15 protein-coding genes are annotated in these 14,784 nt (G+C 65.0%); 7 read left to right on the forward strand and 8 right to left on the reverse strand.

Annotation, left to right across the window (positions count from 1 at the left end; translation table 11 throughout):
- Positions 1-33 precede the first annotated feature (33 nt).
- From NCR38_RS12825 to NCR38_RS12840, 4 genes are all read right to left on the reverse strand, one after another.
- Complete coding sequence (locus NCR38_RS12825) at positions 34-1,269, reverse strand: multifunctional CCA addition/repair protein (protein WP_061120280.1); 1,236 nt, start codon at positions 1,267-1,269, stop codon at positions 34-36.
- Entirely contained in the window at positions 1,266-1,886 is a 621-nt protein-coding gene (locus tag NCR38_RS12830; RefSeq protein ID WP_061120279.1) for a glutathione S-transferase family protein, read from the reverse strand. Before NCR38_RS12830 ends, NCR38_RS12825 begins: the two co-directional genes overlap by 4 nt.
- Before the next feature lie 19 nt (positions 1,887-1,905).
- Positions 1,906-2,862: a complex I NDUFA9 subunit family protein gene (locus NCR38_RS12835; protein ID WP_061120278.1), complete on the reverse strand. Its 957-nt coding sequence runs from the start codon at positions 2,860-2,862 to the stop codon at positions 1,906-1,908.
- Between the two features lie 121 nt (positions 2,863-2,983).
- A complete protein-coding gene (locus tag NCR38_RS12840) occupies positions 2,984-4,951 on the reverse strand; it encodes a lytic transglycosylase domain-containing protein (protein WP_061120277.1) in 1,968 nt (655 codons plus the stop codon).
- A 19-nt stretch (positions 4,952-4,970) separates the two neighbouring features.
- Between NCR38_RS12840 and NCR38_RS12845 the strand changes: the two genes are divergently transcribed.
- Entirely contained in the window at positions 4,971-5,600 is a 630-nt protein-coding gene (locus NCR38_RS12845) for a 5-formyltetrahydrofolate cyclo-ligase (RefSeq protein ID WP_061120276.1), read from the forward strand.
- Here the strand turns inward: NCR38_RS12845 and NCR38_RS12850 are convergent.
- Positions 5,597-6,109 (reverse strand): winged helix DNA-binding protein, encoded by a 513-nt coding sequence (locus NCR38_RS12850; RefSeq protein WP_061120328.1) that lies wholly within the window; start codon positions 6,107-6,109, stop codon positions 5,597-5,599. The two genes, NCR38_RS12845 and NCR38_RS12850, sit on opposite strands and share 4 nt — an antisense overlap.
- 184 nt (positions 6,110-6,293) lie before the next feature.
- On the opposite strand from NCR38_RS12850, the gene pxpB reads away from it, so the two are divergent.
- From pxpB to NCR38_RS34145, 6 genes are all read left to right on the forward strand, one after another.
- A complete protein-coding gene (gene pxpB / locus NCR38_RS12855) occupies positions 6,294-6,947 on the forward strand; it encodes a 5-oxoprolinase subunit PxpB (RefSeq protein WP_061120275.1) in 654 nt (217 codons plus the stop codon).
- Positions 6,944-7,984, forward strand: coding sequence for a biotin-dependent carboxyltransferase family protein (locus NCR38_RS12860; protein WP_061120274.1), 1,041 nt, complete (start codon positions 6,944-6,946; stop codon positions 7,982-7,984). Before pxpB ends, NCR38_RS12860 begins: the two co-directional genes overlap by 4 nt.
- Before the next feature lie 67 nt (positions 7,985-8,051).
- The gene (gene pxpA, locus NCR38_RS12865; RefSeq protein ID WP_061120273.1) at positions 8,052-8,801 is read left to right on the forward strand and encodes a 5-oxoprolinase subunit PxpA; all 750 of its coding nucleotides are present in this window, start codon (positions 8,052-8,054) and stop codon (positions 8,799-8,801) included.
- A gap of 137 nt (positions 8,802-8,938) precedes the next feature.
- Positions 8,939-9,658 (forward strand): DUF969 domain-containing protein, encoded by a 720-nt coding sequence (locus NCR38_RS12870; RefSeq protein ID WP_061120272.1) that lies wholly within the window; start codon positions 8,939-8,941, stop codon positions 9,656-9,658.
- Complete coding sequence (locus NCR38_RS12875) at positions 9,655-10,611, forward strand: DUF979 domain-containing protein (RefSeq protein WP_250477188.1); 957 nt, start codon at positions 9,655-9,657, stop codon at positions 10,609-10,611. The genes NCR38_RS12870 and NCR38_RS12875 overlap by 4 nt, the downstream gene beginning before the upstream one ends.
- 398 nt (positions 10,612-11,009) lie before the next feature.
- Complete coding sequence (locus NCR38_RS34145; RefSeq protein WP_284503698.1) at positions 11,010-11,618, forward strand: hypothetical protein; 609 nt, start codon at positions 11,010-11,012, stop codon at positions 11,616-11,618.
- Between the two features lie 21 nt (positions 11,619-11,639).
- Here the strand turns inward: NCR38_RS34145 and NCR38_RS12885 are convergent, their stop codons facing one another.
- From NCR38_RS12885 to NCR38_RS12895, 3 genes are read right to left on the reverse strand one after another with little or no spacing between them, the layout of a single operon-like run.
- Complete coding sequence (locus NCR38_RS12885) at positions 11,640-12,740, reverse strand: TraB/GumN family protein (RefSeq protein WP_250477189.1); 1,101 nt, start codon at positions 12,738-12,740, stop codon at positions 11,640-11,642.
- A gap of 49 nt (positions 12,741-12,789) precedes the next feature.
- The gene (locus NCR38_RS12890; RefSeq protein ID WP_061120268.1) at positions 12,790-13,794 is read right to left on the reverse strand and encodes a peptide ABC transporter ATP-binding protein; all 1,005 of its coding nucleotides are present in this window, start codon (positions 13,792-13,794) and stop codon (positions 12,790-12,792) included.
- Positions 13,791-14,783: an ABC transporter ATP-binding protein gene (locus NCR38_RS12895; protein WP_250477190.1), complete on the reverse strand. Its 993-nt coding sequence runs from the start codon at positions 14,781-14,783 to the stop codon at positions 13,791-13,793. Before NCR38_RS12895 ends, NCR38_RS12890 begins: the two co-directional genes overlap by 4 nt.
- Between the last annotated feature and the right edge of the window lies 1 nt (position 14,784).

The raw sequence follows: 14,784 nt of genomic DNA on the forward strand, positions 1-14,784 counted from the left end.
TTTTTGCCGGATCCCGATCCGGCAAAACAAATGCTACCCGCCCAAAACCCCCTTCACGGCCGCGACCCGCGCATCATGCACGGCATCCTTGATCCTGGAAGGCTCAGCAGCGTACTGCTCGGCCACTGCGCCAGCATCGACCGCCCGCGCCGCGACCAGCGCCTCCCGCAGCCGCTCCGCCTGCGGATAAGCCTGCTGCTCCAGCCCGAGCCTGCCACGCGCATCGGCAAGACACGCCTGTAACGCTTCAGCAAACCGCGCCGGCTTGCGCAACGCATCCGAGCGTTCGAACAGCCTGACGAGCGCCGCCGCGCCCATCTCCATCACGCGATGGATATTGCCGTGCTCACGCGCGACGAGCACCGCCAGATCGCGGCATTCGTTCGGCACGCGCAAGCGCTCGCAAAGCGGCCGCAGCAGATCGACGCTGCGTCCTTCATGGCCGATGTGACGCGGCAAGATGTGCTCCGGCGTCGTCGCCTTGCCGAGGTCATGCGTGAGCGCGGCGAAGCGCACCGGCAATGCGAATCCCTGCGACGCGGCGTAGTCGAGCACCATCATCACGTGCACGCCCGTGTCCACTTCCGGGTGATAATCCGCGCGCTGCGGCACGCCCCACAAGGCATCGACTTCGGGAAGAATCCGCGCGAGCGCGCCGCAACCGCGCAGCACCTCGAACATGCGCGACGGCTTCTTTTCCATCAGCCCGCGCGACACTTCCTGCCACACGCGTTCGGGCACGAGCGCGTCCACTTCGCCCGCCGCGACCATTTTCTTCATCAGTTCGGCCGTTTCGGGCGCAACGTCGAAATCCGCGAAACGCGCCGCGAAGCGCGCAAGCCGCAGAATGCGCACCGGATCTTCGATGAACGCGTCGCCGACATGCCTGAACAGCTTGCTCCGCAGATCGGCCGCGCCGCCGAACGGATCGATGACCGGCCCGGTCAGCTCGCCCGCCGGCGTCACCTCGCGCGCCATCGCGTTGATCGTGAGATCGCGCCGCGCGAGGTCTTCCTCGAGCGTCACATCGGGCGAATAGTAAAACTGGAAGCCGTGATACCCCGCCGCCGTCTTGCGCTCGGTGCGCGCGAGCGCGTATTCCTCGTGCGTCTCGGGATGCAGAAACACCGGAAAGTCCTTCCCGACCGGCCGATACCCTTGCGCCACCATCTGCTCAGGCGTCGCACCCACGACGACATAATCGCGATCCACCACCGGCACGCCCAGCAGTTCGTCGCGGATCGCGCCGCCCACTGCGTAGATGTTCATCGCGCTTCCTCGCGCGCGCCTTCGATCCACGCCGCGACCGCCGGCAGCGCGGTAATGCGCTTCGCATAGTCGAGCGATGTCGCGTTCAGTTCAGGCGCGTAGGTGTTGAAGCGCATGACGACCGGCGCGAACATCGCGTCCGCGATGCCGAACTCGCCGAACAGAAACGGCCCGCCCGACCTGGCGAGACACTCCGCCCAGATCGCCTCGATGCGCGCGATGTTCGCGAGCGCGCCCGGCGTCGCGCCCGTGCCCGGTGCGCGCGTCGTAATTTCCATCGGCATGTTCTGGCGCAGGTCCGCGAAACCCGCGTGCATCTCCGCGCTGATGCTGCGCGCGCGGGCGCGAGCGGCGGCGTCGCGCGGCCACATTGCGTGCTCGGGGTGCATCTCGGCAATCGTTTCGACGATTGCGAGCGATTCCCACACAGGATCGCCCGCATCGGTGACGAGGCACGGCACCTTGCCGGACGGCGAGACCTCGAGAATCTTCGCCTTCGTGTCGGGCCGGCCGAGACGGATCAGCGTTTCGTCGAACGGGATGCCGAAATGTTTGAGCAGCACCCACGGCCGCATCGACCAGGATGAGTTGAACTTGTCACCGATAACGAGTTTCATGCGATCACAAAAAAGAGTTTTAACGATGCGCGGTCGCGCGGAAAGCGTTGAAGCGCGAGCGCGACGAGTTGCCGGTCAGATACAGCGGCGCGATGGTCTCGATGCTCGCCGGCTCGTCGATGCCCAGTTCCGGCGCGAGTGGCCCGCTCGCGATGTTCGGCGTCTTCATGGAATCGAGATTGTCACGCGAGATGATGGGCTGGCCGGGCGCCAGTTCCATGGTCATCGCCTGCAGCCGGCCGAGGCTCTCCGGCAGCTTGATGATGCGCGAATGCTTGCCGATGGTCGCCCCCGCGAAGCGCACGAGTTCCGCCAGCGTGTAGACGGCCGGACCCGCGAGTTCGTAGACGTGGCCGTTGGCGGCGTCGAGATCGAGCACGTTGACCATCGCCTTCGCCACGTCGCCGACGAATACCGGCTGGAACTGCGCATCGGCGCATGCGAGCGGGATCACCGGGAACATGCGCTCCAGGAAGGCGAACTGATTGAGCAGATTGTCTTCGGGGCCGAACACGACGGAACTGCGGAAAATGGTCCAGTCGAGTCCCGATTCACGAATGATCTTTTCGCCATCGCCCTTCGAGCGCAGGTACATGCTCGGGCCTTGGGAGTCGGCGCCAAGCGCGCTCATGTGCAGCAGACGCCGCACGCCCTTCGCCTCGCACGCGGCGGCGATCTTGCGCGGCAGTTCGACGTGCGCCTTCGCGAACTCGGGCCCATACGGGTCGTCGCGATGCCCCTGGAGAATGCCGACGAGATTGATCACCGCATCGCTCTGATCGATGAACGCGGCGAGTTGCACGGGATCGTGCACGTCGGTTTCGATGACGTCGACGGGCAACAGCGTGAGATGCGCGGCGTGGACGCGCCGCCGCGTCGCGATGCGCACGGTCTTGCCGAGATCGACGAGCGCATTGACGAGATGACTGCCGATGAAACCCGAACCGCCGATCAGCGCTACATGTTGGTGTCGCATGGTTCACCTCTTGGGTCGCGGCCTGACGAATGCGGCTTCAGTTCAGAGCGGCGGGCCGAAAATGAAAACGCCCGCGCGTCCTGTGTTCGACGCGCGGGCGTGAGATTTCGCTTCGGGACGGTCAGGGTGCGATGTAGCCCAGACGCGCCTTCAACGACTGCGGACGGCCTTCGAACAGTGCCGCGTAGTAGACGGTGTTCGACAGCACGTTCTTCACGTAATCGCGAGTCTCGGTGAACGGGATCGTTTCAGCAAAAACCGCGCCCTCCACGGGGGCGCGCAAGCCTTGACGCCACTGGCTCGGGCGGCCCGGCCCGGCGTTGTAGCCCGCCGTGGCGAGTACGGCCGAGTTATCGAATTGATTGTAGATCATCGACAGGTAATTCGTGCCGAGCAGGATGTTCGTGTTGATGTCGTTCATCTGCGCGCGCGATACCGGACCGAGACCGATCTTCTTCGCAACGAGTTGCGCCGTGCCGGGCATCAACTGCATGAGGCCGCCCGCGCCGACTTCCGAGCGCGCGTTGATGATGAAGCGCGACTCCTGGCGGATGAGGCCATACGCCCATTCGATGTCGAGGCCGGTGTTCTGCGCGTCGCGTTCGACGATGTCGCGGAACGGCGATAGATAGCGCAGCGTGAAATCGTGTTCGGCTTTCGTTTTGTCCGCAGTGTTGACGGTCCGGTCGAACAGCTCGATGCGCTTCGCGTACTGCGCGGCCGCGATCAGTTGCCGGTCCGTCATGGTGCGCAGCGGCCAATTCCATTCGCGGTTGCCTTCGAGACGCATGTTCAGCGCGTAGAAACGCTGCGACAGCGCGAAGCCCGGCACCGATTGCATCTGCGCGATCTCAGCGTCCGAAACGGTGGTCCGCGGCGGCACGTTGATCTTCTGACCGAGTTCTTCGAGCGCGAGCTGGCCGTAGAAGTTGTACTGATCCGCGATGGTCTGGAATTCCTGATTCGCCGTGGCCGTGTCGCCGGCCTGCTTCACGGCGCGTGCGTGCCAGTAGACCCACGCGGGCTGCGCGCGCAAGGTCGGCGGCATCTGCTCGATAGACCAGCGCACCATGTTCCAGTCGCCCGCGAGCAGCGCACTGCGCGTGCGCCATTCGTACGCCGGATTCGACAATTGCGCGTTCGCCGACAGCCGATACCAATCGGCCGCCGCAGGCATGCGCTTGAGTGCCGCCTGATAGCCGATGGTGCCCCAGCCGACCGCGCGTTCAGCGGGCGTGAGACTCGGCGCGACGGAGGTGAAGGTAGCCGCGGCCATGGCCGGATCGTTGCGGGCCATGCGCGTGATCGCGAGCAGCGTCAGCTGATGCGCCGGCGAATTGGGCATCACGCCGCGCGCGAGATAGAGCGGTGGCTTGTTGACGGCGTCGTCGAGCAGCGAATCCTTCGGCTTCTGCTGGCCGAGCGCCTCGACGATGCTCGAGCCGGTGGACGTGTAGTTCTGTTCGTAGGCGACACGGATCTGCTGCCAGATGTCGTCGCTCGTGAACTGGCCCGACTCCGCGAGCGCACCGATCAGATCGACGCAGCCGTCGCCGTACCATTTCGGCTCGACGAGCAGCGCGCGCGCCGCATCCGCGACGTTTTCGCCGCGCGACTGGCGCGCTTCGAGCGCGTAGCACTTGACCTGCGTGTCGTCATTGAGAACGAAACGGGAATACTGCTGCTCGAAGTTTTTCCAGTCGTGACGGCTGCCGAGCACGACGAGATAGTCGTTGCGCATGCGGTCGGCGATCGCCTGACCGTCGTAGCGCTGCAGGAACGAGAGCACCGGCGCGTCGGGCGCATCGATGCGCGCGTGGCCTTGCGAATCGAAGAGCTGCGGCTTGATCGTGAAGTATTCGATATAGCTCGGCGCAGGATAGTCCGGAATCTGCGCGGCGAGCGTGGCGGCCTTGGCGGCATCGTTCGCGCGCGCGGCATCGCGCAACTGCAGGAAGATGCGATCGTCCGACGTGGGCGAAAGATCGGCATCGGGACGGACGGCGCGAGCCGAACCGCAGGCGACGAGCGTCGCTGCGGCAAGGGCTGCGCCGGCCGCGAGATATACTCGGTTGAGGCGTTTTGACATCTTTATTTCTGGAGCGCGAATGGTCTTGAACCGGGTCCTGAGATCGGAGGAAAGCATAGCACGCAACGTTTGCGATCAACCCAAGAGCGAGCCTAAAACCGCATTGCGCGCAACCCTTCTCGCGACCCGCGAGGCGCAAAGCGAGCAGCCCGTCCAGGCCGCGAAGAACGAGGCGCTCGCGAGCCGCGTCGAAGACGTGCTCGCGCGGCACGCGGCGCGATGCGTCGGCTTCTATTGGCCGGTCGCGGGGGAGTTCGACGCACGCGCTACGCTCACGCGCTGGCTCGCCGCCGACGAGACGCGCAGCGCCGCGCTGCCGGTGGTCGTCAAGCCGCACGCCCCGATGGTCTTCCACGCGTGGCGCGCGCATGCGCCGATGAAGGAAGGCCGCTACCGGATTCCGGTGCCCGCTGAAGAAAAGGTCGTGGTTCCGGAGCTGCTGCTGATTCCATGCGTCGGTTTCGATAAGGATCGATACCGGCTGGGTTATGGCGGCGGCTATTACGACCGCACGCTCGCCGCGTGGCCGAATGGAGCGCGGCCGGTGATGATCGGCATCGCGTACGAATCGGGCAAGTGCGGCAGGCTGCCGCGCGAGGCGCACGACATGCCGCTCGATGCGATCGTTACGGAATCGGCGATCTATTAGAGCGATGCCGCCGCGCGCGCGGCGGTATCGTAGAGGCCGGATGCATTGCGCAACAATTGCGCGGCTTCGCCGATCTGCTCGTTGGTGAGGCCGCTTTCGCGCAGCGTCTCGATGAGGCACGCCTCACGCACTTCGCGATACTTGCCGCACAGCGCGCGTCCCGCCGGCGTCGCGGAAAAGAACACTTCCTTGCCGGATTTCTCGCTCTGCACGTAACCGCGGGCGACGAGTTTCTTCAGTGCATACGTGGCAACGTGCGTGTCCTCGATGTTCAGCACGAAGCAGATGTCGGCGAGCTTCTTCTTGCGGTCGCGATGGCTCACGTGATGCAGCAGCGACACTTCCACGGCCGTCATGTCCTTCGCGCCCGCCGCGGACATGCAGCGCACCATCCAGCGATTGAACGCGTTGCCCGCCATGATGAGGCCGTACTCGAATTCCGACAGTTCCGCGCTGGCTTCGGAGACGAGATGCTCGGACGAGACGATCTTGGTGGGATGACGCGGCATGGCGATGACCGATTTGCAGTGCGTTGGAGTGTAGCGCAACGTCATTTTTACGAGCGACGCGCGCGCCTTCGCGAAAACCTGTATTGATAATTTCTTGATAATTTATTGACAATGTAACATTCTGCGACGACGCGAAGCGCATCGACCAGACCGGTTTCGCGTCCCGCAAAGGCAAATTTGAGGCATGACAAGACCACGTATTCACCCGCTGGGCGACGCCGCGCTCGTGTGCGAAGCCGCGCCGCCCGCCACGCTCGACTGCCAGCGCCGCATCTGGGCGCTGGCGGAGCGCGCGCGCCTCATGCCGCACGTCGTCGAAGTGGTGCCGGGCATGAACAATCTGACGATCGTGTTCGATCCGCTCGAGGCGGACTACGAAGCGCTCGCGGCTCAACTGGAAAGTGGCTGGGACGCCGCCGAGGCGGCCGACATGGACAGCGCTGAAATCGAGATTCCGGTGCGCTACGGCGGCGCCGACGGCCCGGATCTCGCCGCGCTCGCCGAGCATACGGGCCTCTCGGTCGATGAAGTGGTGAAGCGTCATACGCAAGCCGAGTACATCGTGTTCTTTCTCGGGTTCCAGCCGGGCTTCGCCTATCTCGGCGGGCTCGATCCCGCACTCGCGATGCCGCGCCGTGCCGAGCCGCGCCTCGCAGTGCCGGCGGGATCGGTCGGGATCGGCGGAGTGCAGACGGGCATCTATCCGGCGGCATCGCCGGGCGGCTGGCAATTGCTCGGACGCACCGAACTGAAGCTCTTCGATCCCGCCAGAAACCCGCCGACGCTGATGCAGCACGGTGACCGCGTGCGCTTCACGGCACTGGAGGTGCGCGCATGATCGACGTGATTCGGGCAGGCGTGCTCACTTCCGTGCAGGACCTCGGGCGACGCGGCTACCGGCATCTCGGCGTGAGTTCCGGTGGCGCGCTCGATGCGCTCTCGCTGGAAATCGGCAATCGGATCGTCGGGAACAGGCCGGATGCGGCGGGCATCGAGGTGACTTTCGGTCCGACCGTGCTGCGCTTCAAGCACGCGACCCGCGTCGCCATCACCGGAACCGATTTCGGCGCGACGCTGGACGACGAGCCGGTCTATTCGTGGTGGAGCCTGCCGGTGCGCGCGGGCCAGGAACTGACGCTGCGCGCGGCGAAGCGCGGCATGCGCTGTTATGTGTCGATCGCGGGCGGCATCGACGTCCTGCCGATGCTCGGCTCGCGTTCGACGGATCTCGGCGCGTGCTTCGGCGGCCTCGGCGGGCGGGCGCTGCGCGACGGCGACCGTTTGCCGGTTGGCGTGCCGCAGCCGCACAAGGGCATCGCGTTTTCGCCGGACGAACCCCCGTTCGGTGTGAAGGCGCCGGCATGGTGCAAGTTCGTGCTCGTCGACGAACCCGTGCGGCGCGGGCGCCATTCGCCGGGACTCGCGTGGGCGGCGCCGATCCGCGTGCTGCGTGGCCCGGAATACGACAGCTTCAGCGACGCGGCGCAAAAGAGCGTCTGGAACGAGGAATGGACGATCACGCCGAACAGCAACCGCATGGGCTTTCGCCTCGCCGGCACGCCGCTCGAGCGGCGCGAGAAGATCGAACTGCTGTCGCACGCGGTCTTGCCCGGCACGATCCAGGTGCCGCCGAACGGCCAGCCGATCATCTTGATGGGCGACGCGCAGACCACGGGCGGCTATCCGAAAATCGGAGCCGTGATCCGCGCGGATCTGTGGAAGCTCGCGCAAGTGAGGCTGAACGGCGGCGTGCGCTTCATCGAGACGTCGGTGGAAGAGGCGCGCCGCGCGCTCGCCGACGAGCGGCAATACGTGAGCCAGGTGGAAACGGCCATCGCGATGCACGAGGAGCGCATCGCGCGCGCGGGCTCCTGAATCGAAAGCCGCGCGTGAGACGCGGCGCATCACCTTCAACATTCAACGGAACGACTGCACAAACATCATGGAAATCGATCTCAATGCCGATCTCGGCGAAGGTTGCGGCTCCGACGAAGCGCTGCTCGATCTCGTGAGTTCCGCGAACATCGCGTGCGGATGGCACGCGGGCGGCGCCACCGCGATGCGCGATTGCGTGCGCTGGGCCGTCGAAAAGGGCGTGGCCATAGGCGCGCACCCGAGCTTCAACGATCCCGAGAACTTCGGCCGCAAGGAAATGGACCTGCCGCCCGAGGAAATCTACGCGGGCGTGCTGTATCAGCTCGGCGCGCTCTCGGCGATCGCCCAGGCGGAAGGCGGGCGCATCGCGCACGTGAAGCCGCACGGCGCGCTCTATAACCAGGCGGCGAAAAGCACGGAAATCGCCGATGCGATCGTCTCGGCCGTGCATGACTTCGATCCGTCGCTGCTCGTGTTCGGGCTCGCCAACAGCGGGCTCGTCGAAGCGGCGCGGCGAGCGGGGCTGATCGCGATCGAGGAAGTGTTCGCGGATCGCGGCTATCGCGCGGATGGCTCGCTCGTGCCGCGCAAGGAGCCGGGCGCGCTGCTCGACGACGAAAACCTCGTGCTCGACCGGACGCTGGCGATGGTGCGCGAGCAGCGCGTGCGGGCCGTGTCCGGCGAATGGGTGCCGCTCAATGCGCAGACGATCTGCCTGCACGGCGACGGCGCGCACGCACTGGAGTTCGCGCGGCGCATTCGCGGCGCGCTGGCCGATGCGGGCATCGAAGTGCGTGCCGCGCACGCCGACGCGTAGAACGCTTTTCGTAAAAAATTGAACGCCCCGTCGAACCGGGGCGTTTTAGCGAGCGGCCATCGAAGGTAAAAGAGCCGCATGTCGTCGAGCCACGCGCCCGGGTACGAGGCGTGACGTCTATATCGTTTGGAGAACTCATGGCAACCCCAGTCAATCTATGGCCGCTCATCGGCGTGGCCGTCATCATCGCGGGCTTCGTGCTTCGCTTCAATCCAATGCTGATCGTCGCGGCCGCCGCGATCATCACCGGCTTCGCGGCGCACTTTCCTGTCGAGCGCATTCTGACCGCGATCGGCAGCGGCTTTCTGAAGACCCGCAACATTCCGCTCATCATTCTGCTGCCGCTCGCGGTGATCGGCCTGCTCGAACGGCACGGCCTGCGCGAGCGCGCCCAGATGTGGATTTCCAGCATCAAGGCGGCGACGGCCGGCCGTCTGCTGATCGTGTATCTGTTCGTCCGTGAGATCACGGCGGCGGTCGGCCTGACGGGGCTCGGCGGCCACCCCCAGATGGTGCGCCCGCTGCTCGCGCCGATGGCAGAAGGCGCCACCGAAGCACGCTACGGCAAGCTCTCCGACGCGACGCGTCACACGCTGCGCGCCTACTCGGCGGCCACCGACAACGTCGGCCTGTTCTTCGGCGAGGACATCTTCGTCGCGTTCGGCGCGATCGTGCTGATGGTCACGTTCCTGAAGGAAGCGGGCATCGTCGTGGAACCGATGCATGTCGCCGTGTGGGGCATTCCCACGGCGATCTGCGCGTTTCTGATCCACGGCTTCCGGCTGTGGCTGCTCGACCGCAGGCTCGCCCGCGAACTCGATGCGCTCACGCGCAATGCCGCCGGAGAGAAAGCATGACGCTCACGATCAACTATCTCTTCTATCTCGTCGGCATCGTGCTCGTGGTCGTCGCGGGCATGATCCTCACGGACAAGTCGCATCCCCGGCGACTGACCGCGGGCGGGTTCTGGCTGATCTACGCGCTGATCTTTCTCGTCGGCGACTGGATTCCGGTGACGGTGGTCGGCGTGCTCGTCGTGGCGATGGCTCTGATCGCGGGTCTCGGCGGCGTCACGGGCGCAAAACCCAGGATGCTTTCCGAGGAAACGCGCCGCCAGAGCGCCGTGCGGCTCGGCAACAAGCTCTTCGTGCCCGCGCTGACGATTCCGGTGGTCACCGTGATCCTCACGCTCGGCGCGAAATATCTCGTGTTCGGCGGCGTGCCGCTGATCGAGCTGAAGAACGTGACGCTGATCGGCTTCGGCGTCGGGTGCGTGATCGCGCTCGCCATCGCGTGCGTGATGACGCGCGACACCGTCGGCCAGTCGATGCGTGAGACGCGCCGCCTCATCGACGCGCTTTCGTGGGCCGCCGTGCTGCCGCAGATGCTCGGCATGCTCGGCCTCGTGTTCTCGGATGCGGGCGTCGGCAAGGCGGTCGCGCATGTGACGACCGCTTACGTCAACATGGATTACCGGCTCGTCGCGGTGGCGGTGTATGTCGTCGGCATGGCGCTCTTCACGATGGTCATGGGCAACGGCTTCGCCGCCTTCCCGGTGATGACGGGCGGCGTCGGCGTGCCGATTCTCGTCGGCGTGTTCCACGGCAATCCCGCGACGATGGCCGCGATCGGCATGTTCTCCGGCTACTGCGGCACGCTGATGACGCCGATGGCCGCGAACTTCAACATCGTGCCCGCGGCTTTGCTCGAACTCCCCGACAAGAACGCGGTGATCAAGGTGCAGGTGCCGACCGCGCTCACGCTCTTGATCGTCAATATCTTCCTGCTGAACTGGCTGATGTTCATTTGAACGACAGCGGCTTTTCGCCTGCGCGCGCGTGACCGGGAATGGAGCCCGGTCCGCGTACGCGACGGCATCCCTCACCGCCCGCGTCATCCCCTCGCGGCGCCCATCTCTTCGCGGTCTTGGCCATACGTCGGCCAAGCACTGATTCATGCCTTGCGGCACCCATCTCTTCGTTGTCGTGGCCCTGCGTCCGCGCAGTGCTGCAATTGGCAATTCAGACCAGGCCTATATCTGACTGAAGGACGTTAACGGAGACTCTCGCGGCCTCGTGTGCTTAGGATAAATTCCAAGCGCGACATCTCCGTCGATCGTGCCGTCAGCACGCCGCGGCGCTCAGATCGCGCCTTTTTCCAAGCCGACGGAGGACAGCGGTTCGCTATCTGCGCCTCGTCGCGTGAGCGATGGCGAACCGGTTTTCCGTCATCGATTCCGTCGTCATGCGCTTGCCGAGTTACTCCCATCTGCTGGCTTTGCCCGCAGGCCCCGACTTGCTGCTTCGCCTGTGCGAAACGTTCGTCGTTGCAAGCAGCGCGCTCGCGGCTCAACGGATCTATGGCACGGCCGCCGGCTACGACAACGCCGTGGTCGCGTTCACCATCATCTTCGCGTGGGTCGCGTTATCCGGCTTCTACGTGAAGAGCCCGACGCGCAAACCGTCGTTGCCATGCGCGGTTCTTTTGCCTGCGCTTGGATGGATGCTCTGCGAGGTCTGCGCGGTGTGCCTGATCCGGTGGATGCACCCCATGTATGCGCCATCGGGCGCGTGGCTCGCCTGCCTCGGTATCTCGACCAGCGCGGGCGTCGTGCTCTGCCGCGCGATCGACCGGATCGCGGGCGCGCGCCGGGCGCATCGCGTGTCGGTAGCCGTGGTCGGACGCGGCGCGCGTTGCGCGACGCTTGAATGGCTGTTCCGCGTGATTCAGGAGCCGAGACGCATGTGGAAACGCTACCTCGTGACCAATGCAAAGTTCGCTGTCATGCTTGCGAAGGCATATCTGGCGCGTACATAGGGAAACGGATGACCGAACTCCTCACCCCCCCACCACCACAAACCCCCTCTTCCTTAACAACTCCAACACCCCCCTCGGCCCGCCGAGATGCAACGCCCCGATCGCCACAAAAACGGGCCTATCCGGCCCCGCCAGCCCGACCATCCTCGCGACAAACCGCCGGTTCCGCTCATACACCACGCGATTATCGACCTGCGCCGCCAGCGCCGCGTTCCTCGCCAGCTTGCTCGACTTCGCGTCATCCCACGCTTTCAAGGCGTCCGCATCGCCGATGCGCCATAGCCGGTGCAGTTCCTTCACATCCGCGACATTCTCCGCGGGCGTCTGCACCAGATCCTGCGCGAGCATCTCGCGCTGCTGCGCCGACGTGAGACGCGTGAACGTCGAGATCTGCTCATTCAGCGTCTCGAGCCCGACGATCTTCCCGCGCGCACGCAAATACACATTCTGCAACTGCGCCTCGGTGCCGTACTCGCTCTGAAACCCCGCCTTCAACGTATCGTAGGTTTCGATCAGCATCGACGCGAGCCACGGACGGGTGTGCCGCAACTCCTTCAGCGCCTCCGGATTGCCGCGCATGCGCGTTTCGACCTTCTTCCACATCGAGTCCGGCAGGTAATCGATCAGGCACTCGCTGCGGCACATGCCGTAGCGGTTCACGTCGTCCTGAGACAGCAGCAGTTCATCGGGGGAAATTTCTAGCGCCAGCGTGGGCGATGCATCGAGCGCCGCGAGTATCGATTTGCGAAACGGCTGCCCGGGCGGATAGTCGCTCGCGAAACCTACATGGAGCGTGCCGAGCACATAGATGGTCGTCGTGCCCTTGGTCGCGACGTAAAAGGGCATTCGCGGCGGTTGCGCGCGCACCGGGCCACTCGCGGTCGTGCCGTCCGAGCGATCCGCGCGCGGCGGCGGCAGAGGCGGGGCGGGATTGGACGGCGGGGCGGCGGAGCCGGCATCGCCCGCGGCCTGCGGCGTGCGCGATCCCACCACGGCAAAACCCGATGACGAGACCGAAACGCCAGCCGTAAACAGCACGAACGACAGCACGATGGCTGTCGTTTTGGCGAACGCCGCGCACGGAAGGCGCGGCTTGTCGTATGAATCCGGCACGACCCACATCTTAAAACATTCGCGTGTCGCGCCGAACACCTGACCTGCCCGGCGAGATTCAGGCTTCGCCCTCGCCGACCTCCTCGGCGCGATGGCATGACACCTGACGCCCGTCGACCTCGCGCAGCTTCGGCTCTTCCACACGGCATCGCTCGATCGCATACGGGCAACGCTGATGAAACGTGCAGCCCGATGGCGGATTGAGCGGCGACGGCATCTCGCCCTGCAGCTTGATCTTGATGCGCCGGTCTTCCTCGAAGATCGCGGGCGTCGCGGACATCAGCGCGCGCGTGTACGGATGGCGCGGATTCGCGAAGATCGTCTTCTTGTCGCCCACTTCGGCAACACCGCCGAAGTACATGACCATCACATCGTCGGCGATATGCTCCACCACCGACAAGTTATGCGAGATGAACACGTAGCTCGTGCCGAACTGCGCCTGCAGATCCATGAACAGGTTCAGGATCTGCGCCTGAATCGACACATCGAGTGCGGACACGGGTTCATCCGCGACGACGATCTGCGGATCGAGAATCATCGCCCGCGCGATCGCGACGCGCTGACGCTGCCCGCCCGAAAACATGTGCGGATAACGCGTCGCATGCTCGGGCCGCAGGCCGACGGTGCGCATCATTTTCGCGATGCGTTCGGCGCGCTCCGTCGCCGAAAGCGACGTGTTGATGGCAAGCGGCTCGCCGAGCGTCTGCTCGACGGTCTTGCGCGGATTCAACGACGCGAACGGATTCTGAAACACCATCTGCACGCGCTGGCGCAACTCAGCGATCTTCGCCTTGCTCGCGCCCGCGACATCATCGCCGTCGATCAGCAAGCGGCCCGACGTCGGTGTTTCGATCATCGTCAACTGGCGCGCGAGCGTGGACTTGCCGCAGCCCGATTCGCCGACGACCGCGAGCGTGCGGCCGCGCTTCAGTTCGAACGACACGCCGTTGAGCGCCTTGACCGTGCCGTGCTTGAACGCACTGCGCTTCACGTCGTAGTACTTCGTGAGCTGGTCCGCGGCGAGCACGATGTCCTGATTGATTTCCTTCGGTACGGCGTTCATCGCGCGCCTCCTTCCACCACGACATCGATGTTCAACGGCTTGATGCAACGCGCGCGCACGGCCGGATCGTGCTTGTCGAGCTGAAAGAGACCCGGCCGGCCTTTCCAGCAATCGTCGACGACGTACTTGCAGCGCGGCGCGAAGAGACATCCGCTCGGCCGGTCGTCCTTGCCCGGCACCATGCCCGGCAGCGCGGCAAGACGCTCCGCGCCGCGGCTATGTTCGGGAATCGCGGCGAGCAGCGCTTCCGTGTACGGATGATGCGGCTCGCTGAAGATCGTCGGCACATGATTCGTTTCGATGATCTCGCCCGCGTACATCACCGCGACGCGCTGCGCCACTTCGGACACGACCGCCAGATCGTGCGAGATCAGCACGAGCGCCATGCCGCGTTCCTTCTGCAGCTTGACGAGCAGCTCCATGATCTGCGCCTGGATCGTCACGTCGAGCGCGGTGGTCGGCTCGTCGGCGATCAGCAGCTTCGGATTGCACGCGACCGCCATCGCGATCATCACGCGCTGGTTCATGCCGCCCGACATTTGATGCGGAAACGCGTTGATGCGGCTCTTCGCATCCGGAATGCCGACCTGATCGAGCAGCTCGAGTGCGCGCCGGTCGAGCGCATCGCCGCGCAAGCCTTCGTGCAGCTTCAGCACTTCCTTGATCTGATAGCCGACGGTGTAGCTCGGGTTCAGGCTCGTGAGCGCGTCCTGGAACACCATTGCAATGTCCTTGCCGATGATGCTTCGACGCGCGCGCGTCGATGCCTTCAGCAAGTCCTTGCCGTCGAACGTGACCTGATCGGCGGTGACCTTGCCGGGCGCGTCGATGAGGCCCATCAGCGCCATCATCGTGACGCTCTTGCCGGAGCCGGATTCGCCCACGACGCCGACCACTTCGCCCGGCTTCACGCTCAGGTCGATGCGATCGACCGCCTGGGTGCCGCCGAACGTCACCTGCAAATTGCGGATAGTCAGAAGATCGTTCATG

It is taken from the genome of Caballeronia sp. INML1 (assembly GCF_023631085.1).
Classification (GTDB): domain Bacteria; phylum Pseudomonadota; class Gammaproteobacteria; order Burkholderiales; family Burkholderiaceae; genus Caballeronia; species Caballeronia turbans.

Bases quoted from the DNA above. Each gene is read 5' to 3' on its own strand.
- pxpA (WP_061120273.1), top strand. From the start codon at position 8,052: ATGGAAATCGATCTCAATGCCGATCTCGGCGAAGGTTGCGGCTCCGAC.
- NCR38_RS12870 (WP_061120272.1), top strand. From the start codon at position 8,939: ATGGCAACCCCAGTCAATCTATGGCCGCTCATCGGCGTGGCCGTCATC.
- NCR38_RS34145 (WP_284503698.1), top strand. From the start codon at position 11,010: ATGGCGAACCGGTTTTCCGTCATCGATTCCGTCGTCATGCGCTTGCCG.
- NCR38_RS12890 (WP_061120268.1), bottom strand. From the start codon at position 13,794: ATGAACGCCGTACCGAAGGAAATCAATCAGGACATCGTGCTCGCCGCG.
- NCR38_RS12840 (WP_061120277.1), bottom strand. From the start codon at position 4,951: ATGTCAAAACGCCTCAACCGAGTATATCTCGCGGCCGGCGCAGCCCTT.
- NCR38_RS12845 (WP_061120276.1), top strand. From the start codon at position 4,971: ATGGTCTTGAACCGGGTCCTGAGATCGGAGGAAAGCATAGCACGCAAC.
- NCR38_RS12860 (WP_061120274.1), top strand. From the start codon at position 6,944: ATGATCGACGTGATTCGGGCAGGCGTGCTCACTTCCGTGCAGGACCTC.
- NCR38_RS12835 (WP_061120278.1), bottom strand. From the start codon at position 2,862: ATGCGACACCAACATGTAGCGCTGATCGGCGGTTCGGGTTTCATCGGC.
- NCR38_RS12895 (WP_250477190.1), bottom strand. From the start codon at position 14,783: ATGAACGATCTTCTGACTATCCGCAATTTGCAGGTGACGTTCGGCGGC.
- pxpB (WP_061120275.1), top strand. From the start codon at position 6,294: ATGACAAGACCACGTATTCACCCGCTGGGCGACGCCGCGCTCGTGTGC.
- NCR38_RS12875 (WP_250477188.1), top strand. From the start codon at position 9,655: ATGACGCTCACGATCAACTATCTCTTCTATCTCGTCGGCATCGTGCTC.
- NCR38_RS12885 (WP_250477189.1), bottom strand. From the start codon at position 12,740: ATGTGGGTCGTGCCGGATTCATACGACAAGCCGCGCCTTCCGTGCGCG.
- NCR38_RS12850 (WP_061120328.1), bottom strand. From the start codon at position 6,109: ATGCCGCGTCATCCCACCAAGATCGTCTCGTCCGAGCATCTCGTCTCC.
- NCR38_RS12830 (WP_061120279.1), bottom strand. From the start codon at position 1,886: ATGAAACTCGTTATCGGTGACAAGTTCAACTCATCCTGGTCGATGCGG.
- NCR38_RS12825 (WP_061120280.1), bottom strand. From the start codon at position 1,269: ATGAACATCTACGCAGTGGGCGGCGCGATCCGCGACGAACTGCTGGGC.